Source organism: Dyadobacter luticola, assembly GCF_005860805.1.
GTDB classification, from domain to species: Bacteria; Bacteroidota; Bacteroidia; order Cytophagales; family Spirosomataceae; genus Dyadobacter; species Dyadobacter luticola.
In genome coordinates this window covers 2153519-2175879 of sequence record NZ_VCEJ01000002.1, presented here as the reverse complement: position 1 = coordinate 2175879, position 22361 = coordinate 2153519, and the positions used below count along the sequence as shown (strand labels likewise).

The 22361-nt window shown below is 48.6% G+C and carries 21 protein-coding genes; 9 read left to right on the top strand and 12 right to left on the bottom strand.

The genetic code is table 11. From position 1 onward, the window contains the following. Positions 1-14: 14 nt before the first annotated feature. From FEN17_RS09165 to FEN17_RS09155, 3 genes are all read right to left on the bottom strand, one after another. A complete protein-coding gene (locus FEN17_RS09165; protein WP_205748114.1) occupies positions 15-281 on the bottom strand; it encodes a HepT-like ribonuclease domain-containing protein in 267 nt (88 codons plus the stop codon). Continuing rightward, positions 274-564, bottom strand: coding sequence for a nucleotidyltransferase family protein (locus FEN17_RS09160; RefSeq protein ID WP_138364955.1), 291 nt, complete (start codon positions 562-564; stop codon positions 274-276). Before FEN17_RS09160 ends, FEN17_RS09165 begins: the two co-directional genes overlap by 8 nt. 73 nt (positions 565-637) lie before the next feature. Further along, the gene (locus tag FEN17_RS09155) at positions 638-1717 is read right to left on the bottom strand and encodes a DUF748 domain-containing protein (RefSeq protein ID WP_229208744.1); all 1080 of its coding nucleotides are present in this window, start codon (positions 1715-1717) and stop codon (positions 638-640) included. A gap of 541 nt (positions 1718-2258) precedes the next feature. On the opposite strand from FEN17_RS09155, the gene FEN17_RS09150 reads away from it, so the two are divergent. The 3 genes from FEN17_RS09150 to FEN17_RS09140 are packed head-to-tail and all read left to right on the top strand — an operon-like array spanning position 2259 to position 7576. Beyond that, positions 2259-5474, top strand: coding sequence for a SusC/RagA family TonB-linked outer membrane protein (locus FEN17_RS09150; protein WP_138364953.1), 3216 nt, complete (start codon positions 2259-2261; stop codon positions 5472-5474). Between the two features lie 20 nt (positions 5475-5494). Then, positions 5495-6967, top strand: coding sequence for a SusD/RagB family nutrient-binding outer membrane lipoprotein (locus FEN17_RS09145; protein ID WP_171037878.1), 1473 nt, complete (start codon positions 5495-5497; stop codon positions 6965-6967). A gap of 39 nt (positions 6968-7006) precedes the next feature. Next, the gene (locus tag FEN17_RS09140) at positions 7007-7576 is read left to right on the top strand and encodes a DUF1572 domain-containing protein (RefSeq protein ID WP_138364951.1); all 570 of its coding nucleotides are present in this window, start codon (positions 7007-7009) and stop codon (positions 7574-7576) included. Between the two features lie 4 nt (positions 7577-7580). Here the strand turns inward: FEN17_RS09140 and FEN17_RS09135 are convergent, their stop codons facing one another. Further along, positions 7581-9689 (bottom strand): alpha-glucuronidase family glycosyl hydrolase, encoded by a 2109-nt coding sequence (locus FEN17_RS09135; protein ID WP_138364950.1) that lies wholly within the window; start codon positions 9687-9689, stop codon positions 7581-7583. A 170-nt stretch (positions 9690-9859) separates the two neighbouring features. Here FEN17_RS09135 and FEN17_RS09130 point away from each other — a divergent pair, with 170 nt between their 5' ends. After that, positions 9860-10264: a DoxX family protein gene (locus FEN17_RS09130; RefSeq protein WP_138364949.1), complete on the top strand. Its 405-nt coding sequence runs from the start codon at positions 9860-9862 to the stop codon at positions 10262-10264. Positions 10265-10340: 76 nt separating this feature from the next. Here the strand turns inward: FEN17_RS09130 and FEN17_RS09125 are convergent, their stop codons facing one another. Then, on the bottom strand, positions 10341-11306 hold the full coding sequence (locus tag FEN17_RS09125) for a 3-keto-disaccharide hydrolase (protein ID WP_229208743.1): 966 nt from the start codon (positions 11304-11306) through the stop codon (positions 10341-10343). Between the two features lie 37 nt (positions 11307-11343). Further along, positions 11344-12459 (bottom strand): Fic family protein, encoded by a 1116-nt coding sequence (locus tag FEN17_RS09120; protein WP_138364948.1) that lies wholly within the window; start codon positions 12457-12459, stop codon positions 11344-11346. Between the two features lie 177 nt (positions 12460-12636). Between FEN17_RS09120 and FEN17_RS09115 the strand changes: the two genes are divergently transcribed. Then, the gene (locus FEN17_RS09115) at positions 12637-13062 is read left to right on the top strand and encodes a hypothetical protein (protein ID WP_138364947.1); all 426 of its coding nucleotides are present in this window, start codon (positions 12637-12639) and stop codon (positions 13060-13062) included. A 15-nt stretch (positions 13063-13077) separates the two neighbouring features. Here the strand turns inward: FEN17_RS09115 and FEN17_RS09110 are convergent, their stop codons facing one another. From FEN17_RS09110 to FEN17_RS09090, 5 genes are all read right to left on the bottom strand, one after another. Next, a complete protein-coding gene (locus FEN17_RS09110) occupies positions 13078-13344 on the bottom strand; it encodes a DUF3072 domain-containing protein (protein WP_138364946.1) in 267 nt (88 codons plus the stop codon). A gap of 59 nt (positions 13345-13403) precedes the next feature. Further along, a complete protein-coding gene (locus FEN17_RS09105) occupies positions 13404-14810 on the bottom strand; it encodes a sensor histidine kinase (RefSeq protein ID WP_229208742.1) in 1407 nt (468 codons plus the stop codon). Further along, the gene (locus FEN17_RS09100) at positions 14807-15475 is read right to left on the bottom strand and encodes a transmembrane-type terpene cyclase (protein ID WP_138364945.1); all 669 of its coding nucleotides are present in this window, start codon (positions 15473-15475) and stop codon (positions 14807-14809) included. The genes FEN17_RS09105 and FEN17_RS09100 overlap by 4 nt, the downstream gene beginning before the upstream one ends. A gap of 17 nt (positions 15476-15492) precedes the next feature. After that, complete coding sequence (locus tag FEN17_RS09095; RefSeq protein WP_138364944.1) at positions 15493-17394, bottom strand: hydroxysqualene dehydroxylase; 1902 nt, start codon at positions 17392-17394, stop codon at positions 15493-15495. Between the two features lie 264 nt (positions 17395-17658). Next, a complete protein-coding gene (locus FEN17_RS09090) occupies positions 17659-18081 on the bottom strand; it encodes a VOC family protein (protein WP_138364943.1) in 423 nt (140 codons plus the stop codon). Positions 18082-18295: 214 nt separating this feature from the next. Here FEN17_RS09090 and FEN17_RS09085 point away from each other — a divergent pair, with 214 nt between their 5' ends. The 4 genes from FEN17_RS09085 to FEN17_RS09070 all read left to right on the top strand — a co-directional run bounded on the left by FEN17_RS09085 (position 18296) and on the right by FEN17_RS09070 (position 21658). Then, positions 18296-19852 (top strand): MFS transporter, encoded by a 1557-nt coding sequence (locus FEN17_RS09085; protein WP_138364942.1) that lies wholly within the window; start codon positions 18296-18298, stop codon positions 19850-19852. 121 nt (positions 19853-19973) lie between these two features. After that, positions 19974-20306 (top strand): ArsR/SmtB family transcription factor, encoded by a 333-nt coding sequence (locus FEN17_RS09080; RefSeq protein WP_138364941.1) that lies wholly within the window; start codon positions 19974-19976, stop codon positions 20304-20306. Further along, positions 20296-20763, top strand: a complete 468-nt coding sequence (locus FEN17_RS09075; protein WP_138364940.1) for an SRPBCC family protein — start codon at positions 20296-20298, stop codon at positions 20761-20763. The genes FEN17_RS09080 and FEN17_RS09075 overlap by 11 nt, the downstream gene beginning before the upstream one ends. A 1-nt stretch (position 20764) precedes the next feature. Continuing rightward, positions 20765-21658, top strand: a complete 894-nt coding sequence (locus FEN17_RS09070; protein WP_229208741.1) for an alpha/beta fold hydrolase — start codon at positions 20765-20767, stop codon at positions 21656-21658. 10 nt (positions 21659-21668) lie between these two features. Here the strand turns inward: FEN17_RS09070 and FEN17_RS09065 are convergent, their stop codons facing one another. Continuing rightward, positions 21669-22301, bottom strand: coding sequence for a hypothetical protein (locus FEN17_RS09065; RefSeq protein ID WP_138364939.1), 633 nt, complete (start codon positions 22299-22301; stop codon positions 21669-21671). Between the last annotated feature and the right edge of the window lie 60 nt (positions 22302-22361).

Sequence of the window (22361 nt, the reverse complement as noted above, 5' to 3'; positions counted from 1 at the left end):
GACAATCCACACGATCAAGTAATCATTCCAAAGTAATCGTGAACGATGCGGTTGCGGAAGCCTCGGATTCTATGCCAGTCAATGTCAGGGTGCAAATCTTTGAATTCGTCCGGAAGCCGGTTTGCCGCCTCGCCAATGATTTCAAAGTTCCTGATGACTGCATCCACGGTTTTTCCATACTGAATGAAATCTTCGAAGGAGAGACTTTCGGTGTATGATAGTATTTTGAGACCGCTCTCAATAATATCGCCAACCAGCAAATGCGGTTCTCTTTTAGACATAAACAATTTCCCCTGAAATGGCCTGAAAGTACTTATCCTTCATGCCGCTTCTGGAAACCAGATCGACGTGCTTTCTGATTTTTTCTTCAATATAATCGGCTAGATCGATGAATTCGATTCCGATAGGCTGGCTGAAATCGACTATAATATCCACGTCGCTGGCGGCTGTAAAATCATCCCTCACGACTGAGCCAAACAAACCGATCGAACTGACGTGAAACTTTTCAGTCAATTCCGGTTTTAGCTGTTTAAGTGCTTGGCTGATGGCTGCTAATTCGGACATATTTACAAATATAAGTAATGTAGCTCCGCTTATCAATTTAGCCAAAGTTGATCTTCGCGAGCTAAGATCAAAATCACTTTTTATCCTTCTTATCCTTATCCTTATCCTTCTCTTTCTTCTTATCCTTTTTATCCTCCTTGTCTTTCTTCCCCTTATCATCCTTCGAAAAGATCTTTTGCAAAAAGGTCTTCTTGTCTTCTTTTGGATTTTTTACAGAGGCGATGTTGATTTCGTTGTCGATGCTGGGTTGAAGGGCGTGGATGAAGGCATTTTGGAGAATGTTGGTGATCGCCAGCCAAATGTTTGTCTTGGGTTCGTCGATCTTGCCTTTGAATGGTATTTTGGTTGCTACCTGGTCTTTGCGCTGATTTTCAAACAGTTCACCGACGCCGCCTGCTACGGCCTCCCACAATTTCTGGAAAATATTATCCTTGCGGTCTTCCTTGCCGAGAATGTCCAGATCCTGGATCAACGGCTTCACATAACCGGCAAATGCCCCGTCTTTTGCCGCTACTTCGGTGTACAATCCAAACTTTCCTTTATTCACGTCGATCTTCGCATAAGCCTGAAAAAAGTCGTTCAGCTTCACCAGGTTTGTATTTTTCAGCTCCGCACTCATATCAAATGTCGGGTCATCGGCGAGCGGGTTCAGCTTGGCGTCCATCCGCAGGGTGCCATCATAAATATTGGAAGTTGCATTGATCGTGGCCGGCAGCACACTGGTAGAATCATAACTGTTCCGCAGGTTTTGGGCCAGTAAATGCAGGTTTGTCATAGCGATATCCACCTTCGGTTTAGAGGTGAAATCATTGTACTGGATCTTACCATTATTGATCTCGCACCGGTTGATACTCAGCGGCATAAACTTGTCGAGGATCTTCCGGAAATCCGCCGAATCCTTTACTACTTCTTTCGGCTCCACCTTATCTTTTGTAAAAAGCAAAAAGGGCCGGTCGAGCTTCAATTCGCCAACAATCGAACCTTTGAAAAGCGCTTTCCATTCCACCGACAAATCAATTTCAGACGACGCAAAAAATGGTGTTTGCTTGCCAGTGATCGTATCCGACTTATTCAGATAAATGCTGTCAATTTTATAAGCACCACGGATAATCGCCAGGTCAATGTCCTCAATGTGACCGTAGTAACCGTTCATATTAGCGAGACTTTTATTCGCAAAATGCAGTACCACATAAGGTAAAATCAGCCTGATAACAATTATCAGGGCTATGAATGAGATGAAAAATATCCCGATCTTCCTTTTCCTTGATCTTCTGTGTACGGGATGTTCGCTGGCCATCGTAACAATTATTTATATGAATTTCGAATGACAATCCGGCAATCAACAATCGTACCAAACTGTTTCTTACACTCACTTTCTAAAAATCACTGGAACCGACAAACTCCAAACTGTCACCCAAGAATTCATCACAAGACATATATCGACGAACGACCGGAAAAACCGATTTAGGCCTCCCGAATGCACTTTGTCGATCAACCGGGTTATTCGTCGACGGTTGGGGCGGGCAACTTTATTTCCTTTTTCTGATCTTTTATTATTGCAAATCAAGCTGGGCTCCTCCCCGAAAGCCCTCAAATTAACCAAAAAGTATATCGTCGGCCGGTAGGTTTTCAGGAAGCGATTTTCGCCTCCCAGGAGCATTGTGCGCGTATTTTTCAATCAAATCTATATTAGCATGAAAAATCTTTATTCATTAATGTGCCTGCTGCTGCTCACCTCGCTGCATGCTTTTGCACAAGAGCGCGCCGTCACAGGGACGGTCACGGCCAGGGAGGATGGCGCGCGGCTTGCCGGGGTGAATGTTTTGATCAGGGGAACCAATACCGGTACGCAAACCAACGCCGAGGGCGGGTTTAAAATGAAGATCCCTGCCGATACTACGGTGCTGATCCTGAGCTACATCGGTTTTGTGACGCAGGAGATTGCGGTCAGAAATCGGAGCGAAATCAATGTGGCGCTGGTTGAGGATACGCGTCAGCTAGGCGAGGTGGTGGTGACGGCGCTGGGTATCAAAAGAGAGGAAAAATCGATTGGTTATGCGGCACAAAGAATTGGCGGTGAGGAACTGAGCAATGTACGCGAAACCAACCTGGTGAACTCGCTATCGGGAAAGCTGGCGGGCGTGCAGATCGCAGGAAATTCGGGCGCGATGGGTGGCTCGGCGAAGATCAATATTCGTGGCATCAACACGATTTTTGGCAATAACAATCCGCTTTTTGTGGTCGACGGCATGCCGATGGAAAACCGAAATACCAACTCCCGGGAGCAGCAGCGCGGCTCAGGCGGGTATGACTATGGGAACTCGATCCAGGATCTGAATCCCAATGATATTGAGAATGTTACGGTGCTAAAAGGCGCAGCGGCGACGGCATTATATGGCAGTCGCGGCTCAAACGGGGTGATTGTGGTGACAACGAAGAAAGGTGGAAAATCGAAGAAGCCGAACCTGTCTTATTCTTTTGGATACAACGTTGATAAAGTTTACAAACTGCCTAAGTATCAGAACAAATACGGTGGGGGAAACGAATTTGCCAAGCTGTATTACAAAGATCATCCGGAGGCGTTTCCGGAGGATCGGAAGGGAAGTTACGATGATAATGACGGAAAAGGTTCGTACGATTTGCTGCCGGATTATGCCACCGATGAGTCCTGGGGGCCAAAGTTTGAGGGACAATTGTACCGGCCGTATTGGAGCTGGGATAAGGACCTGGGTAATCCTGATTTTGGCAAGGTTACGCCCTGGGTAGCACAGCCGAACAATGTTAAAAGCTTTTTTGAGACAGGCGGCACATTCAATAACAACATTTCGCTGGATGGCGCGGCGGATAAAGGTTCTTACCGGATTTCATATTCCAATCTGGCGCAGAAATACATTTTGCCCAACTCCAAATACAACCGCCACAATGCCAGCATTACCGGCAGTTTTGAAGCGATCAAAAACTTGACGATTTCTGGCGCAGCAAATTTCTCGACACATTCGGCGACCGGCCGGCCAGGTACAGGATATGCCGACGACGGCTCAAATGTCATGTTGCAATTCACCCAGTGGGGACAGCGCCAGATCGATTTTAATAAATTGAAAGAGTACCAGTTACCCAACGGTACACAGCTCACCTGGAACCGTACGGATTGGTTCGACCCGACGCCAAGATTTTCCAATAATCCGTATTGGGTGAGGTACAAAAATTACCAGAATGATGGCCGCACGCGTGTTTTTGGAAACCTGGCAGCGAATTACAAGCTGGGATATGGTCTGAGTGCGGATGTGAAATTCATGACCGATACCTATTTTGAAAACCAGGAAGAGCGCATTGCGATCGGCTCGCAGATCACGCCGCTCTACTGGCTCAGCAAGTACAGTCACCTGGAAAACAATTTTCAGGGCCTGATTTCATACAATAAGCCGGTCGGCAAAATATTTTCGTTGAATGCAAATGTGGGCCTGAACCGCATGACGCGAAACGGTACCACGCTGATCTCCAAAACCATAGACGGACTGAGTTCGGATGTTTTCAATCTGAGATCGTCGGTAGGCAGGCCGGACATTACCGATACAAAGACCCGAAAACAGATCAACTCGATTTTTGGAAGTGCTTCACTGGGTTACAAGGATATGTTGTTCCTGGATCTCGGCGCGCGAAATGACTGGTCGTCCACATTGCCGGTCAAGCACAATTCGTATTTCTATCCGTCGGGTTCGCTGTCCTGGGTGGCATCCGGCGTAATCGATGCCAATTGGATCAACTTCCTGAAATTCAGGGCAGCCGTGGCGCAGGTCGGCAATGATACCGATCCGTACAATACCATGCTGACCTACCAGCTCAGCCAGCCTTTTGGCTCCGATTCGAAAGTATCTTACCCCAGTACGCTGCCCAATCCTAATCTCAAACCGGAGCTGACTTCCGAATACGAGTTTGGGACGGAATTTAAAGTGCTGAATAACAGGCTGGGATTGAATTTCTCATACTATAATCGACAAACTAAAAACCAGATCATTCCCCTGAGCCAGTCAGCGGCCACGGGAGCGACCTTCAAGTACATTAATGCAGGTCTTTTGCAAAATAAAGGGTTGGAAATCAGCCTGAACGCGACGCCTTTCAGTGCTGAAAATTTCTCCTGGGACATTACATTGAACTGGGCGAAAAACAAGAACAAGATCGTCAGACTGATGCCCGATCAGAAAATTATGGTACTCGCGCCCGCGCCATTTTCGGTTCAGCTGGAAGCGCGTGAAGGCGAGTCGTTCGGGTCGATTGTGGGTTACGATTTTGTGTATGATGCAAAAGGCCGCAAGGTTGTGGACGAAGACGGTATCTACCTGCGTTCCGAAGAGCAAAAGGTACTCGGCTCAGTATTGCCTTCATTTACAGGCGGTTTGATCAACGCATTCCGCTACAAAGGTTTCAATCTTTCCGCGCTGATCGACTTCCAGAAAGGTGGCAGCTTCTTCTCGACGACGCAAATGTTTGGCCGTGAAACCGGTATCCTGGAAGAAACCGCAGCCGGTGACATTCGTGAAAAAGGCGTCATCGCCGAAGGCGTAAAAGAAGACGGCACGCCCAATGATGTGGTGATCAGCGCGCATGACCAATTTACCAGCAACGGAAACGGCGGCTTCAATATCAACGCGATAGATGTGGTCGACGCCAGTTACATCTATCTGCGCGAGCTCAATTTCGGATATAATCTTCCCTCGGACCTGGTTTCAAAAACCCCTTTCAGCAGGGTGAGACTGGCATTAACTGGTCGAAATCTCTGGTTGATGAAATCAAATTCCAGGCACGTCGACCCGACGGCAATTACCAATTCGATCACCAACTGGCAGGGTTTGGAAGGCGGCGCACTTCCGTCGATCCGGTCGATGGGTGTGAATGTAACATTTGGCTTTTAATCAGATAGATCGCTATGAAAATGATGAAAAATATCGTGTCCGGCTTGCTGCTGATTTCGCTGGCGGCTTGCAGTGACGGTTTTGAAGAATTAAACAAAAATCCAAACAATGCTGAGCAGGCGACACCCGCGCAGTTGCTGACCAATGCACAGTATAATTTCTCGGTCAACATTGCCGACGAGTGGAATAATGGGCGTATGGGTATGTATTATGCGCAATATTGGTCATCGACCTATTATTCGGAAGAGAGCCGCTATCAGATCCGTGAACCCTCCAATCAGGACATGTGGGATACGTTTTACGCCGACGTGCTGGCGCAGTTGAAAGAGTCGCAGCGGCTGGAATTGTTGGAAAAAAAGGAAGGGTATGAGAACCGTATTGCAATTGACGAAATCATCAAAGCCTACACATTTCACTTTCTTACAGACATTTACGGTCCGATCCCTTACTCGGAAGCATTAAACCCGGATGATGTCACGCCAAAATATGATTTAGGAGAGGAAGTTTATGCAGGGATTTTGAAAACGCTCGATGAGCAAATCAAAATTTTGGACATTGACCTACCCGGGCATGAAAACGGCGACATTGTATACCATGGCAATGTAGCGGCCTGGAAAAAATTTGCCAATTCGCTGCGGCTGCGCGTTGCTTTGAGGATGGTGGATGTGAAGCCGGCAGAGGCCACCGAGGCGATCAAAAAATCGCTGGATCCGGCCAGTGGAGGCGTTATCAGTACTCAGGAGGAAAGTGCCGCATTGAACTGGCTGCCCGCCACGCCAAATAACAATCCGATGAACGAAAGTTTCAAGATCCGCGCCGATTTTTCGATGTCAAAACCATTTATCGATTACCTTAAAATGTATCACGACCCTCGTCTGCCTGTTTTTGCGCAGCCACTTTTGAATAGCAATGAATATGTGGGCGAGGTGTATGGTTTGCGAAATGGCAATGGAAGTTCCAACGGAAACCGCGCGGTAGTAAGCCTGCCTTCAAGCTACGCGATTGGCGCACAGGCACCTACGGTTTGGATGGATCTGGCGGAAGTGAAATTCATCTTTGCTGAAATTGCCGCCCGCGGTTTGAATGTGGGATTGACAGGCACCGCCGAGCAATACTATAAGGAAGGTATCACGGCCAACATGCATTTTGCAGGCTTAAATGATGCGGCGATTGCGACTTACCTGAAAAAGGTGCCTTATGTCGCCGCAAAATGGAAAGACAGCATCGGCTCACAGAAGTGGATCGCACTGTACACACAGGGAATACAAGGTTGGCTCGAACGTCTGCGCCTCGACTTCAAAGACCCATCGTCCGGCAAGCCGATCTTCGCCCTCCCCGCCGACGGCTCCCTGGATCCCAAAGTCACAGACGTCTCAAAAAGAATGAGTTACCCGCTGACGGAAAGTTCTCTGAACGGTGATAATTTCAGGACTGCGGTGACAAAATTGGGTGGAAATACGAAAGCGGTAAGGAATTGGTGGGATAAGTTTTAAAAGGTGTTTAAATTGATGGTTTACAAAAACCTGTCAACCATGCAAAGCGACTATCTCGAAAGTGTTAGGAAGCAATTTGAATATTGTAAAATGCTTGGGGAGAAGACGATGGAACAGCTGACGGATAGTCAGCTGTTTTTTCAATTTAATGAAGAGAGCAATAGTATTGGCATGATTGTCAAACATTTGTGGGGAAATATGCTTTCTCGGTGGACGGATTTTTTGACGACCGACGGTGAAAAGGCATCGCGGGACCGGGAGGCGGAATTTGAAAATGACATCGCCGACCGGCAGGAATTAATGGCAAAATGGAACGAGGGCTGGGCTTGTCTTTTCGGCGCACTGGACTCGGTGAATGCAGATAACATTGATACCATTATTTATATCCGCAACCAGGGCCACACGGTGACCGAGGCGATTAACCGGCAGCTGGCGCATTATCCTTATCATATCGGGCAGATCGTTTTTATTGGGAAAATGCTGCTTAATAATGAATGGAAATCGCTCTCCATTCCCAGGGGAAATTCGCAGACCTACAATGCTGATAAGTTCGCCCAGCCGAAGGCAAAGAAGCATTTCACCGATGAGTTTGTGCCGAAAAAAGATTGAATTCTCAACGCATCAAATAGACATTCACTGACTGCTTCAGTTCCTCTAATGTCATTTCGGGTTGCTTAAATGGTGCCGGTAAAGGCTGCTTCGAAAGCGATTGCAGGTACAAAACCCAGGCATCACGCCACCAGATGGCTTCTCTTTGCTGCTTTTCCAGACGGGCTGCGACGTCGGCATGCATTTCGGGATCCATGTTATTTTTAACGGCCGACCACTCGTTTTGCATCCATTTTACAGAATCGGCGCCGGTGTAGAATCTGGTGCAGAGTTCTTGCCAGAGGGATTTTCCGTTTGAAAGTTTCTTGTCCCACGAAACATGGTGAAACCACAGCAGGTAGGGCAGGGGGCAGGTTTCGGGATTTTCCCATTGTTTTCTTACTTCGGGCCGGTACTGGCTCAGCGCGTCGCTGCCGGTGATAGTCCTATTGAAACCGATTCCTGCCGAGTCGGCGCGGTGGTAATATAACGCCGTCCAGTCGGGGCGGGAGCTGCGGTTTTGCCAGGGTTCAGGAGCGTAATGTACACCAGACCAAGGTCTTGAAAGACCGAGCGGCGTATTGTAATCCACATAAATTTCCCTCGATTTTAGCATCAGGTTTACGATCCTGTTTGAAGATTGTTCTTCGCTGGTCAATGTCATTTTCACCCACTCCTTCGCGATATTCTGCGCCGATAATGTATGGTCCCAGGCCAGTCGGCCAAATGCATACCAGTTGGCGGCGGCCATCGGATTTCCTGTCCAGTTGCGGTTGGAGCCAGTATTAGCCACGCCGGCGATGGCGGTTATCGGATATTGGTGAAGGCTTCCGTCCACGACTTTCGCCACCGTCGACCCTTTGCCATTGGCATAAGTGTCCGAATCCAGACATTCTTTAAAAATCGGCGCTTCGTAAACCAGGTGCGTCGCAAAGCCCAGGTATTCCTGCGTAATTTGAAACTCCATCCCCAGCGGTGTTTTGGGCATATTTCCAAAAAGCGGAGAAAATGGCTCGCGGGGCTGAAAATCGATCGGGCCGTTTTTAACCTGCACGATCACATTCTTTTCGAACTTCCCGTCCAACGGCGTAAATTCTTCGTAAGCAGCTTTGAACCTGTCCGCATTTGGATCGGCTTTGTACACAAATGCCCGCCAGATCACAACACCTTTATAGGGTCTCAAGGCTTCTGCGAGCATATTTGCACCGTCGGCGTGAGTGCGGCCGTAATCCTGCGGGCCTGGCTCACCCTCTGAATTGGCTTTCACGAGCAGGCCGCCGAAGTCCGGGATAATACTGTAAATCTCCTTCACTTTTGCATTCCACCAGGCCTGTACCTGGGGATCGAGCGGGTCGGAAGTTTTCAGTCCGCCCAATGTTTTGGGAGCGGCGAAATAGACGGATAAGTAAGTTTTGATCCCGTAAGCACGAAAGACATTTGCCAGCGCCGCGACTTTGTGCAAATATTCGGCAGTCAAAAACCGAGCGCTTGCATTCACATTATTGACCACCGTACCATTGATCCCGATAGAAGCATTGGCGCGGGCATAATCCCGGTACCTCGGATCCACACCCTCGGGCAAATCGTACCATTTCCACAGTGATGAGCCCGCATAGCCGCGTTCGATGGTACCCTCCGGATTGTCCCAGTGATTGAGCATCCGCAACTGAATTTTCGGACTGCTTTCGATGGAAATGTGGGTTAAAGGTAAGTTTTGCTGCATTTGCCGCAACAAAGCAAAAGTGCCGTAAAGTATCCCGGCGTCCGTTTTTCCGGCAATGTGAATGTTTCCCGATTGTCTTGAAATCACATATCCTTCATCCCCGATTCTCTGGTTAGAGGCGGGCAATATTTCCAGAATAATGCCGCTGCTGCCTGCTACCGGCTTTTTCACAGTTGGTACATTCACGCCCAACATTCCTTTTAATGCAATTTGTAGTTCACCCGCTGCCGCCTCCAATGTTTTGCTGCTACCCGATAGTGCGATGAAGCGAGTTTGTCCGGTATATTGCTTTTTAATAACCGCATCTTTGATTTCATCGTATTTCAGCCAGAGCCTGTACCCATCGTCCGCGCGGCATATTGAGGAAATAAAAAGTGTGAAGAATATGCAGGAAGCAATTTTGGAAATCATGTTGAAGGTGCTTTTTTCAGAAGTTAAGAAGCCGGTACGCACTGCCTTCTACTAGTTGGCGCAAAAGGCCCTCACATTTGCCGTATTTGCACAGCGTCGGCAGAAATTCCTGATAGTAGCTTTGTAAAAGAAAATAACCAGATAAACACTTTAACCTAAAAGATAAGATCATGGAAGCCACATTTGTTAACCCAACTGAAAAAAAGTCCACAAACAAAGCTGCACTTGCAGGCAAGATTATCAGCGGCTTATGCATTCTGTTCCTGCTTTTCGACGCAATCATGAAAGTCATCAAGGAATCGCATTCCATCGAAGGTTCGGCGCAGCTAGGCTGGCCGGTGGATCAGGTGCAGAACATTGGCATCGCACTACTTATCTCTACGATTTTATACATTATTCCAAGAACCGCGATCCTGGGCGCGATACTCATCACAGGATACCTGGGCGGTGCGATTGCAATCATGGTACGTGCCGGACAGCCGCTTTATTTTGCTGCGGTATTCGGGATACTGGTTTGGGCTGGACTGTATTTGCGGGATGAAAAACTGCGTGAATTGATCCCTTTAAAAAAGTAAGTTATACCATAAAAAAAATGGCCGCAGCTCTTAGTGAACTGCGGCCATTTTTAATGTTAATGTTTTACTAAGAAAATTACTTCGCCGGGGTGATTACAATATTCTGGTATTCTACCGGGCCGTGATCTCCCTGAATGTACAGCGGGCCAGGCTCGCCTTCATTGCTATCCAGCGCGCCGCCGGTAATGCCCGGGATTTCCTGGTTGCTGATCACCGTTTTACCGTTTGCAACCAAAGTTAACATCCTGCCCACCAGCGTAATGTCGTAAGAATTCCACTCGCCGGCTTCTTTCGCTACCATTTCGCTTGGCGCGATAAAACCATAAATAGAAGCCATCTGGTCCAAAGCGGGCTCCATACCTTTTGAGTCGGTCACCTGCACTTCGTATCTGCCGCGCAGGTACACGCCGCTGTTGCTGCCTTTCGGAATGCGGAATTCAATGTGCAGTTTAAAATCTTTGAATTTCTGATCGGTTACCAGGTTAGCGCCTGATTTCGGGCTTTTCAAAATGCCATTTTCAGCGATCCACTGGTTGACAGCGCCCATGGGGTGCCATCCTTTAATCTCGTTTCCAGCGGTTAATTTAATCGGCGCTCCCCAGGCTGGCTGCGCGGTAGGGCGTAGTGCCGGAGCGCGGACACCTTTCCAATTGTACGTTTTTCCTTCCGGGGTAGTAAGCGAGCCGGTGATGGATTCGCCCGAAACGGTTCCTTCTACCATCAGTTCTTTGTCGCCTTTTTCCCACTGTTTCGGAATTGCGAAATTGAATTTGCCCTCTTTGAATTTCACTTCTGCAATCGGCCGGGCGCTGCCGGAAAAGCCGGTAAACTGGCCTACCAGCGTACTATAACCCGAGTGCCGCACTTCCAGCCAGGAGGGAAGCGGCTTGCCGTCCACATCGACGGTAATGTCCCAGCGTCCTTCCAGAGGAGTTGCAAGTGGTTTTGAAGCGTTGGCCTGCATGGAAGCGAGACCGGTTATCAGGCTCAGTGCCAAAGCAAAAGACGCCCGAAGGTAGGTTTGGAATTTTTTGGTCATCATTTTTTTGATATTAAGGTGTTCAATTTAGGGATAAAAATTAAAACTCTGGCGGGATCTTTACTTCATAATGCGTGCTGCGGCCGCCACCAACGGCGACGAGACAACCTAGTTCCACAAGCTCCTGTAAATCACGGGTAGCCGTCGCCTTGGAGGTTTTGGTGATCGACATATATTTTTGGGCCGTCATACCTCCTTCAAAATTATCCGGCCCATCTTTCAGCATTTTCTTGATCGCTTTCAACTGGCGCGGGTTCATCTCTGCTTTATATTGATCGAAAAACCGGGCTTTATTCAGACTGAAATCCAGCAGGTTTTTCGCCTCGGTTTGCGCCGCCAGTATTACCCACACAAAGTAATGTACCCACCGCGTAATTTCGTTGCTGCGCTGCGCCAGTTCCAGTTCTTTATAATAGTTTTTGCGCGCGGCTTCTATTTTTCGTGAGAGACTTAGCAGCACCGGCCGCCCCTGCGTTTGCGATAACGCTTTTTCGGCCAGCACGCGCCCGATACGACCATTCCCATCTTCAAAAGGGTGTATTGATTCAAAATATAAATGCACAATCGCCGAGCGTACTGCTGGTCTTTTAATCTCGTTTTTCCCACCTGGCCCGCTATCATTGAACCAGCGGATAAACCGGTCCATCTCCTCCTGCACCCGGCTCGAAGGCGGCGCTTCGAAATGCACTTTTTCCTTCCCGATCGTACCGGAAACCACCTGCATCGGCTCTTTACTTTTTCGCCAGACACCCGTATTAATATTCTTGCTGTTTTTTAACAACATTTTGTGCCATTCAAAAAGCTTTTTCTCCGTGAGCTTTTCAGCAAAAGTATTCCGCGCATCAACCATCAGTTCTGCCGCCCCCTGCGCTTTTTTGTCCTTTACATTTTCGGGCTTTTCGTTCAGGCCGAGATTGTTGCGGATCGACGACGCCACATCCTGCCGGCTCAGGTACTCGCCTTCAATCTCGGATGTTTTGATCGCCTCCTGCACGAGGGTATCGATCAGTGTTCCTACCTGCACATCTTTGGGTACCGCCGTCATCAAACCTTCCATTTGTCCGCGCACAATGGCCAAAGCGTGTAAAAGCTCGTCGGTTTCGGTCAGATCGTATTGAAAATCAGGCCAGTCGGGAAGTTGCCAGTTGTAGCGCATGAGCCGATTAATTTCTCTATTCGGCTCAAATATACGTATTTTTTGAGCCGATTAATGCATTTATTCGGCTCATCTTTTATAGTTTGATCATTGTGTCCGGGAGTAAACAACATTGATCTTTTTGCTATATTGAATAAAATTCAACTACCTAGTTACGACACATCAACAAACAGGAAAATGCGACGCTTTACCTCCATATTTTTACTGCTGCTGCTTGCTGTGATGGGTTGTGAGAAAGAGCCTGTTGAGCCAAACCCGCTGATAAAACCCTTGGTTGGTAAGTGGAAACTGACTGCTATACAGATTGAGGGTGCCGGCATTAAATCCTGGCAGGATCTGCCCTTTGATGCACTAAATAACATTGAGATCAGGCATGATGGCGTCATATTGGACTATAAGCAGGAAGGCGTGTGCTGCCATCCTGCTTCGCTGAATATCAACGGATCCATTGTTTTGATTACCAGAACATTGAAAGTTCCTGATAATACTAATTGTGTTTCAAGCTGCATCCAGTGCCAGGTCTGGACGTTCGCTTTGGCCAATGAGGAAATGACCCTTACCGGCTGTGTTCCCTCAGATGTGAAGAAATATAAAAAGCTGTGAGAGGAAGCAGCGAAATTAACCGTTCTGCAAACCCCTGCCGGTTTTATGCTGCAACTCGTCGATGCGTTTGGAAGCGTCGGCTTTCGACAATGTACTGTCAAATTCCACACCTGCTTCGTCCGAAAGTGTTTTGAGATAGGATTGCTGGGCGCCGGTCATCGGTTCGTCGCCGGTAGTCCACTCGTCCGGGTCTTTCACAGCATTCGATCCTTGCGGAATTACTTTACTATCATTGTTAGGGTCCTCAGTTTCCCGTGGTAACTTATCGTCTTTCGTGCTCATGTTTGTTGATGTTTTTTCAAACGAAGTACAAAAACTGAGCCAGTCACCGCGCACTCTGCTTACCTCCTGACAGGCAGCACAATCACAAACTTCGAGCCCTCACCAAGGGTACTTTCCACCTCAATTGTCCCGCCGTGGGCGCCGGTGATAATGTCGTAAGAAAGCGAGAGGCCCAGGCCCGTACCTTCGCCGGTGGGTTTTGTGGTAAAAAATGGCTGGAAAATGTTGGATTTCACATCGTCGGGAATGCCGGTGCCATTGTCGGTGATAATAATGTGAATGTATTGGGAAACCTGCCTGGTAGAGATCGTCACCGTGGGCTCATAGCCGGGAATGTTGTGCAAAACCTTTTTCCTGGTGGCGTAAAAACCATTGTTTAAAAGGTTTAGGATCACCCGGCCCAGATCCTGAGGTATGACTTTGATCTCCGGCAAACCAAATGTAAAATCCTGGTGGAGCCGGACATAGAATGTGCTGTCTTTGGCTCGCTGGCCGTGGTAGGCGAGGTGCAAAAATTCCTCCGCGAGCTGATTAATGCCCGTCAGTTCAAGCTGGCCGCTGCCGGTCCGCGAATGTTCGAGCATACCTTTGATAATGCTGGCCGCCCGCCCACCATGGTGTACGATCTTTTTTTGGTTTTCTATTAAATCTGTTACCAGTTCTCCAAGCAGCTCAGGATCAGCGTGTTCTTTTTTTAGTTCCTCTTTGAGTTCTTCCGTCAGCTCCATATTGAGCTCCGAAAAGTTGTTGACAAAATTGAGCGGGTTCTGGATTTCGTGGGCGATACCGGCAGTAAGCTGGCCAAGACTTGCCATTTTCTCCGCCTGGATCAGTTGACTTTGCGTGGTACGGAGGTTATTCAATGATTCGCGAAGCTCGGCGCGAAGTTCTTCCTGTTTTTTGAGAAAGCTTTCGAGCAAAAAATACACGATCGCGCAGATCATGATGGTATTGGAAGCAAAAAAGAAAATGACGATGCCCCTCGGCAAAACCTCGCCCGGCGGCGCGTAAAAATGCTCCCACACCGCCGCCCCGGCGATCACGGCCATAAAAACGTAAAAAGAAATGCGGGCCACTTTTTTGCTCGCATACAATAATGCACCCGCCGGTGCCAGAAATGCTGCCAGGATCACCGCGCTGGATGCAATAAACCCGCCGATGGCAAGCTGGCAAATGAGCGGAAAAAGGAAAATCAGCGCAAGCTGGATAATCCCGAAACCATTATAATGATGGGTAAACCGTAAATAAAGCAGGTTTCCAGCACAAACGATCAGATAAGTACTGACACCGTAAACCACATTCGGGAAACCCAGCAGAATGTACACCCCGCAATAAATTGCCCCGCAAACGCCCGTAAAAATCGCGAGCTGCACGGCAGTCGTACGCTTTTTAAACTCCTCGTCATCCAGCCCCTCGAAGCCGAGCTGCTTCCAGAAATACCCTTTTTCAAACAATAACCGTCTCATACAAAGGCCGCAGGGTTGCTGCGCTCTTTTGTGAACAAATAAATATAAATCGCATCCAGCAGTCCGGTAATGATGCACATCGTGAGCAGGAAACCGTCGGTGAAATGCAGGAAGCAGAAAATGGAGATCAGCAGCGTGCCTACACCTTTGCACCAGGCAGCCGGGTACGAAAATGATTTCCACTGGTTCATCCGCAAAGCCATCGTAATGTACAGCCCGGAGATCAAGATATTCAAAATGTAACCTGAAAACGCCCCCATTTTACTGAGCGGATAATCGTAAATCTTGATATAAAAATATAAAAGCGGCGCCCAGGCGAGGATACCGAAGACGCTGAGCAATTTAAAATGTTTGACAAAAACAGGCAGGTTCATTTGTTTATAACCGTAGCGGAAAGCCCCGATCACGATAAAACAATCCATGAAAAACCAGATCCGGTAACCCCAGGTAAACAGGCTCCCGATATCCGGCACGAAAACGAAGCTCCATAAAAATTCCCAAACAATGTTGCCCCAGACCGTCACAACCGGGATTTCGATGAACTGACGTTGGTAAATGCTTTTCAGCGTAAAGAAATAAACCAGGATCCAGAGAAAGCAGCCCACCCCGAATATGACCAACTCGGCGACGGTATAATCTTTCAGGTTCAGTATAGGGTTGTCCATAGGCTTTTCAGGCGCTTTTATTTTTTGGAAAACCAGCCGGTCACAAATGTCCAGGCTGTGTAGAGGAAAAATCCGGCGCCGTAAATGATGCCCCAGACCACCATCAGGTTATCAAACCATTTCGGCGGCTTTTTGTAAGGCATTCCCTGCCGGTACCGCCAGGCATCGTACCATTTAAAAGGTGCGAAAAAAACGGGCTCGTGCAAATTCCAGATCTTGCAGGCTGGCGCATCCTGGCCTGAAACGTCGATAATGCAGTTTACAGCCCGCCGCGCAGCTTCATTAGCGCCCTCCATCGTCGCGAGGTCGGTGTTGGTGCGGACGTAATCGGAGGCGAGGAAGAGGTTGGACGTGCCGGGTAAAAACGCATCGGGACGGTTGGCCCAGCTGTTCACCGTATTCACCAGCAGCGGCTCGTGGTCTACCAACTCGATCTTAAATGACGATTTGCCCGGATCAGACGCACTGGGATCTTTGGCAGCCGGCGTATTTTCTTCGTTCAAAGAATGGTCGAGGTAGTAACCTTTGAATGTCTGGCTGTTGTCGGTATAAGTGCCCTGCTTCATATCATCTGTCAGTATTTCGGCACCGTTCACATTCAGGCTGCGTTTGAGCTGCTCCCACACCCGCGCCTCTATTTCATCATAAGTCTTGCAATCCTTGGCCTTCATCGGCGTCAAACCCGACGGATCTGCAGCGCCCAGCGGCGGAAAATATTCATCCCAATCCGACACATCCACCGACAAAATTGCCTTCACATGCCCGTCGCCTTTGGTACGGATATCATAATCTCCCCAGAAAGGCAGCTGAGAAATCGACGTAATCGCCCACTGGCTGTCCACGTAAATGCAATGTCCCTGCACTACATCGAGCGTCTTGTTGAGATAAAACTGGATACCGTTCATCCACGCCACATCCTTGGCCAGCTCAGTAATGTGTTCGAGGCTGCCATTATTTTGCTTCACTTCATCGGGTATCACCACCGCGGCTACTTCCACGGGCGTGGCGAGCAGGTAGTAGTCGCCGGCAGCAGGTGGATCGTACGGTACATAGTTATTGTCCGTAGATTTTTCCCAATTCTGGATCTGCACGCCAGTAACATTATTTTTATTATTACAAATCAGCTTTTCGACGAGTGCACCTTTGAAAAACCGCACGCCTTTTTTTGTCAGATAATCTTCCCAGGGTTTCAGCCACACATCATTGGTCGGGCCGTTTAAAACACGGTCGGTGTGCATGCCGGGGTTGGCAATGTTAAATAATAGCTGGATAAAAATGTCGCCGCCGGTTTTGGTACTGGCAAATTTGGCATTAGCCGCTACCAATGTTCTTGTCAAACCTTCGACGAGTAAATGCTGGTAACCCTGGCTGTGGTTATCGGCATCCATAAATTCCCACCAGCCGATTTTCTCATATTCCAGATCCCGCCGGCGCTGGCAGGAAGTCATCAATTGTAAAACCTTGGTACCAAAGAATTTCGCTTCGCCGGGCAGCAGGCCGGTATCATGGGTATGCAGCACCGAGATCGCGGCTTCAATGTCGGCCAGCGATTTTGGAAAACTGACAATCGTAATAATCGGTTTTTTACCATTTCGTAAGATCCCCACGCGGGTTACATCCACCAGATTATCAAAAACGCCATTCCTGTTCTTCCGTCCCTTCGAATCAGTGAACGGAATGCGTTTCATGGTGTCGGTAATGTGCTGGTAAAATCCAGGAAAAAAGCGAAAACCATGCTCTCCGGGCAGATAACCGTCGGGACTTTGCAGATTGGAACCCGGGACCGCCACACTCCGGGCTTTTCCGCCCAGGTATACCGGCTTTTTTTCATAAACATCCACTTCAAATCCGCGCTCGATCAATTCATGCGCCGCGCTCATGCCGGCGACCCCCCCTCCGAGAATAACAACTTTGGGCATAGGTTATAGAGGATTGTAGTATAAAGCAATATACGGTTTAATTTTTTGATTAACCTAAACTAAACCAGCGATTTACAAAGCGGTATAAATGCACAAAAAACCCGGTTCCAAGCTGAGAAAAAAAAAATTCAGGAAAATTGAACGCTGCCTTCTATACGCTCTGACAAATTACTTTTACGTAAAAAGCAGTTGGCATTGCTAATAAAAAACAGGCTGCCCCTCATGAAGGAACAGCCCGTTTTTTGTTTTGGATAAAATCAAATGTTAATGCTGATTCGGCAGGTTGATCATCCAGCCTACGCCATATTTATCTTTAAAGCTTCCGAAATAATCTCCCCAAAACGCATCTTCCATCGGCATTTCAATGTCACCGCCTACGGACAAACCGGCAAAAATACGGTCGGCTTCCTCGCGGCTTTCCACAAAAACAGACACGTACGCGTAGTTGCCTTTGTTGAGCACATGGCCCATAGAAGGCACAATGTCCGACGCCATGAGGACGTCATTTCCGATCGGAAGTGAAATGTGCATGATCCGGTTGCGCTCATTTTCAGGAAGATTCTCGACGCCCGGCATGTCGGACATTCTATTGATCATCCTGAATTCTCCGCCGAAAACGGATTTGTAAAAAGTGAAAGCCTCCTCCGCCTGTCCGTCGAAGTTGAGGTAAGTGTTCAGTTTGGGCATGGATAAAGTGTTTAAAAGGTTAATGTGAAAGAATGATCAAATGTAGCCTGTCTCCACGAGCCGCATCGTCCCTGCAAGGGACATCTTAGGGGGGTAGTCGGGACAAATTTTAAAAGATAAGCTACACCCAGCCATGGACTTACTCAGGCCGACAGTAAATGTGGATCATATTTAATTTTAAGGTAATATGCACACTTAAAAACCACCCGACAATATGCCAACAGTTTCGCTGGGAAGTAGTGAAGGCAAATGGATCATGACGTCCTCGATCCTGGCATCCGCGATGGCATTTATCGACGGTACCGCATTGAATGTGATCCTCCCGGCCTTGCAGCAGGACCTTCACGCCACCAGCAGTGGTTTGTTCTGGATTTTGAATGCGTACCTGCTCATGCTCGCGGCGCTGATCCTGATCGGCGGGACGCTGGGTGATAAACTCGGGCGAAAAAAGGTTTTTATGGCCGGGATAGCCTTGTTTATCTGCGGCTCCGTGGCCTGTGGATTTGCGGCGAATGTGAACATGTTGGTCATTTTCAGATTGTTGCAGGGGATCGGCGGCGCATTTATGATTCCCGGCAGTCTGTCCGTCATTTCTTCGTCGATTCACGAAAAGGAGCGGGGCCGGGCGATCGGGACGTGGTCTTCATTTACAACAATCGTCACTTTGGGCGGGCCTTTGCTGGGCGGCGCGCTGGCCGATGCCGGTTTGTGGCGCTATATCTTTTTCATCAATGTGCCGATCGGCATCGCCGCGCTGCTAGTTTTGTGGTTCAAAGCCAAAGTGACTGAGGAGCAGCCTTCTGCCCAGCCGCTGGACATTGCCGGATCAATTCTCATCGCGTTATCACTCGCAGCATTGACGCTCGGGTTTTTGCGGATACCCGACATTGGTTTTGACCATATCCAGACTTACGCGGCGCTGGGCGGCGGAGTATTGTTGCTGATCGCGTTTATTTTTCTGGAATATAAAAGTGCCCACCCGATGATGCCGCTGACGTTATTCAAGAACCCAACATTCAGCGGCGCCAATTTGCTTACGTTTTTTCTTTACGCCGGACTAGGCGGCGGTATGCTCTTTCTTTCGCTCAATCTGGTTCAGGTCCAGGGGTACAGTCAGCTGCAATCGGGGCTGACTTTTTTGCCTTTTACTATTTTAATGATCTTGCTGGCACGTTTTGCTGGCAGACTTTCTGATCAGCACGGCCCCCGGCTTTTTCTGATTTTTGGCCCGGCTACGGCAGGACTAGGGCTGCTGATCTTGTCTTTTGTAAAACAAACCAGCGGCCCCGCCGATTACTGGACGACATTTTTTCCGGGCATTCTGGTTTTTGGTTTAGGAATGTCTTTTACGGTTTCGCCGCTGACTACGGCTGTGATGGGTTCGGTCAGCGAACATTTGTCGGGAACGGCTTCGGGGGTTAACAATGCGATGACCCGGGTCGCCAATGTTTTTGCCAATGCCATTTTCGGTGCGCTGGCGGTTTTATTTTTTTCGGGAGAATTAAAAGAGCAGACCAGAAACATTCCGGTAGCGCCAAATGTGCAGACTGAAATGCTGCAACAAGCTGAAAACCTGGGTAATGCAAAAGTGCCACAATCAGTTTCTACTTCACAAAAAAAGGAGATCCGGACAGCTTACCACGAATCTTTTATCCACGCTTACGCCATCATCATGCGGATCTCGGCGGCGCTCGGGCTCCTGGGCGCTCTGGTAGCTTTTCTTTTTATCAAAAACCTGAAAATCAAGGAGCCTGACGAGGCGGCGGGTTGATTAGCCAGGCAGAAAATCCAACATTCCTTTTTAAACAAGTAATGCTCACAAAATAAAGTCTCGGAAATGTTTGTGCAAGTAAATGCTTGCCTTTAAATTCGCAAGTACTTACTTGCATATTATGGAAATGAGACGTGATGTATATCAGGCCATCGCAGACCCGACGCGACGCGCGATCATTAATATGATCTCAACCAAGCCGCTGAATGTAAATGCGATTGCCGAGCAGTTTGATGTGACAAGGCAGGCGATTTCACTGCACGTGAAGATTCTGACAGATTGCGGTTTGATCCGGGTGCGGCAGGAGGGGCGTGACCGGGTTTGTGAGGCGCAGTTGCAGCAGCTGAGTGAAGTGTCGGTGTGGGTGGACCAGTACCGCCAACATTGGGAAAGCAAGCTGGACGAAATGGAAAAGTATTTGGAACAACTAAAAAAAGAGCGGTATGGCAAATGAACAAAGCAGTACGAGTGACCGTGAGCTGCTCATTACCAGGACCATTAATGCGCCCATCGAGCTGGTGTGGGAGGTGTGGACGCAACCCGAGCACATTTCGAAATGGTGGGGGCCAAACGGATTTTCGACGGACATTTCGGTCATGGATGTGGAAGCCGGCGGCGCGTGGGATCTGGTGATGCTCAGTCCGGATGGGACCGTTTATCCCAATCGCAGCGTATTTCGGGAAGTGATCCCTTTTAAAAAGCTGGTTTACGACCATATTTCGCATCCGCATTTTACGGCTACGGTTGAGTTTGAGGCGCTTGGTGAACAGACTTTCCTTAAATGGCAAATGCTTTTCGAATCTGCGGAGCTACTTCGCGGCGTGGTGAAGGCTCACAATGCGGCCGAAGGATTGAAGCAGAATGTCGCGAAGCTCGATGCTTATCTGCAAAACCGGAAAGCGGGTTTATAATATGTTGTTCCAACTCAAAAACTGGTTCCTGCTGGCCTTGCTGCTCTTTGGAACCAGCATTTTATCAAATGCACAATCCAGAAAAATGGTCACATTAAAATCATCCGGCTACGCCCCGGTCAACGGGCTGAAAATGTACTACGAAATCCACGGCGAGAGCGGAGCGTCGGATTTACCATCGGGCAGCGTGCCGCTGGTACTCATCCATGGCGGCGGCTCGACGATCGAAACGAGTTTTGCAAACCTGATACCACTGCTTGCCCCTCACAGCCAGCTGATTGCAGTAGAATTACAAGCCCACGGCCGCACCAGCGACCGCGCCGCGCCGGAATCCTACCAGCAAGATGCCAGTGATGTGGTTGCCTTATTGAAGCATTTAAAAGTCGAAAAGGCCAACATTCTGGGTTTTAGCGACGGTGGCTGCACCACGATGCAAATCGCGATGAGTTATCCTGAGATTTTGAATAAAATTGTTGTTGTTTCTTCCAACTATACGCGGGCCGGAATGATGGAAGGTTTCTTTGATTTTATGGAAACCGCGACGATCGAAAGCATGCCCGAGCTGCTAAAAACCGGTTATATGCGCGTCAATCCCGATCCGAAAGGATTGCAGGCAATGTTTGAAAAAGACCGGGCGCGGCGCATCGCATTCAAGGATTGGACCGACAATGACCTGCGTTCCATAAAAGCACCGGCGCTGCTGATGGTCGCAGATAAAGATGTGATTACGGTACCGCACGTCGTCGCGATGTCTCAGCTCATCCCCGATGCCCGGCTGGCCGTCATTCCCGGCACGCACGGCTCGTTTATCGGAGAAGAAATTTCATATACAAAAGGCAGCAAAATGCCCGAGGCGACGGCGACGATGGTGCTGGAATTTTTGGGATTGAATTGAAACCCGGATTTCAAAATCGGTATCTCAGCGATAACATTCCCTGAACGTAAGAAACAAAGGGAGTGGCCTGCTCTGCGCCAGCCCCAGGCTGGTAATTTCTGGCCCGTGTGCCTATAAAATCATCTTCCCGGTACACAAAGGCTTTCTGGACACCCCAATCGAAGATTAAATGCTTGCCAATTTTTGTTGTAAATCCCATGGAAACGGCCGGGCAAAGTGTAACCCCACTTGTCGAAACAGGAAAAGTTACTCTGTCGACATCGTCCAACTCTCTTTTCATGGCGGTTTGGCGGTATTGTGATAAAATCAGCGCCGTGCCAATGTAAAAGTTGGTGCGCTGCACGGTTCCCGTAATGCTGTTCAGGTTGAGTTTGATACCGGCTTTGACAAATGTTCCGGACGTTTTCCGGTCGTCGATCCCGTCGTAAACATCATAATTGATCAGGCCGGTATGCGGTGTTCTGAATGTATGCCCTGCACTTAAAGTCAGGCCGTATCCGGGATGGTCGCTGAACTCGCTGTTCACTTCCAAAGTCCTGGCAATGAGCGGGACAACATTGATACCGATCTGCCTCGTCCACTGCGCCTGCGCGGCTGCCGGAAGAATGAGCATTGAGAGAAGTAAGGGAAACCAATTTTTCATAGCAGGATCGGGCGTTAAGTATCCGGTTACATAGACAGTCGGTTAGCGCTAAAAGGTTGC

What these genes read in the sequence shown, in the direction of transcription:
- FEN17_RS09165 (WP_205748114.1), bottom strand. Translation starts at nt 281, where the DNA reads ATGTCTAAAAGAGAACCGCATTTGCTGGTTGGCGATATTATTGAGAGC.
- FEN17_RS09160 (WP_138364955.1), bottom strand. Translation starts at nt 564, where the DNA reads ATGTCCGAATTAGCAGCCATCAGCCAAGCACTTAAACAGCTAAAACCG.
- FEN17_RS09155 (WP_229208744.1), bottom strand. Translation starts at nt 1,717, where the DNA reads ATGAACGGTTACTACGGTCACATTGAGGACATTGACCTGGCGATTATC.
- FEN17_RS09150 (WP_138364953.1), top strand. Translation starts at nt 2,259, where the DNA reads ATGAAAAATCTTTATTCATTAATGTGCCTGCTGCTGCTCACCTCGCTG.
- FEN17_RS09145 (WP_171037878.1), top strand. Translation starts at nt 5,495, where the DNA reads ATGATGAAAAATATCGTGTCCGGCTTGCTGCTGATTTCGCTGGCGGCT.
- FEN17_RS09140 (WP_138364951.1), top strand. Translation starts at nt 7,007, where the DNA reads ATGCAAAGCGACTATCTCGAAAGTGTTAGGAAGCAATTTGAATATTGT.
- FEN17_RS09135 (WP_138364950.1), bottom strand. Translation starts at nt 9,689, where the DNA reads ATGATTTCCAAAATTGCTTCCTGCATATTCTTCACACTTTTTATTTCC.
- FEN17_RS09130 (WP_138364949.1), top strand. Translation starts at nt 9,860, where the DNA reads ATGGAAGCCACATTTGTTAACCCAACTGAAAAAAAGTCCACAAACAAA.
- FEN17_RS09125 (WP_229208743.1), bottom strand. Translation starts at nt 11,306, where the DNA reads ATGATGACCAAAAAATTCCAAACCTACCTTCGGGCGTCTTTTGCTTTG.
- FEN17_RS09120 (WP_138364948.1), bottom strand. Translation starts at nt 12,459, where the DNA reads ATGCGCTACAACTGGCAACTTCCCGACTGGCCTGATTTTCAATACGAT.
- FEN17_RS09115 (WP_138364947.1), top strand. Translation starts at nt 12,637, where the DNA reads ATGCGACGCTTTACCTCCATATTTTTACTGCTGCTGCTTGCTGTGATG.
- FEN17_RS09110 (WP_138364946.1), bottom strand. Translation starts at nt 13,344, where the DNA reads ATGAGCACGAAAGACGATAAGTTACCACGGGAAACTGAGGACCCTAAC.
- FEN17_RS09105 (WP_229208742.1), bottom strand. Translation starts at nt 14,810, where the DNA reads ATGAGACGGTTATTGTTTGAAAAAGGGTATTTCTGGAAGCAGCTCGGC.
- FEN17_RS09100 (WP_138364945.1), bottom strand. Translation starts at nt 15,475, where the DNA reads ATGGACAACCCTATACTGAACCTGAAAGATTATACCGTCGCCGAGTTG.
- FEN17_RS09095 (WP_138364944.1), bottom strand. Translation starts at nt 17,394, where the DNA reads ATGCCCAAAGTTGTTATTCTCGGAGGGGGGGTCGCCGGCATGAGCGCG.
- FEN17_RS09090 (WP_138364943.1), bottom strand. Translation starts at nt 18,081, where the DNA reads ATGCCCAAACTGAACACTTACCTCAACTTCGACGGACAGGCGGAGGAG.
- FEN17_RS09085 (WP_138364942.1), top strand. Translation starts at nt 18,296, where the DNA reads ATGCCAACAGTTTCGCTGGGAAGTAGTGAAGGCAAATGGATCATGACG.
- FEN17_RS09080 (WP_138364941.1), top strand. Translation starts at nt 19,974, where the DNA reads ATGGAAATGAGACGTGATGTATATCAGGCCATCGCAGACCCGACGCGA.
- FEN17_RS09075 (WP_138364940.1), top strand. Translation starts at nt 20,296, where the DNA reads ATGGCAAATGAACAAAGCAGTACGAGTGACCGTGAGCTGCTCATTACC.
- FEN17_RS09070 (WP_229208741.1), top strand. Translation starts at nt 20,765, where the DNA reads ATGTTGTTCCAACTCAAAAACTGGTTCCTGCTGGCCTTGCTGCTCTTT.
- FEN17_RS09065 (WP_138364939.1), bottom strand. Translation starts at nt 22,301, where the DNA reads ATGAAAAATTGGTTTCCCTTACTTCTCTCAATGCTCATTCTTCCGGCA.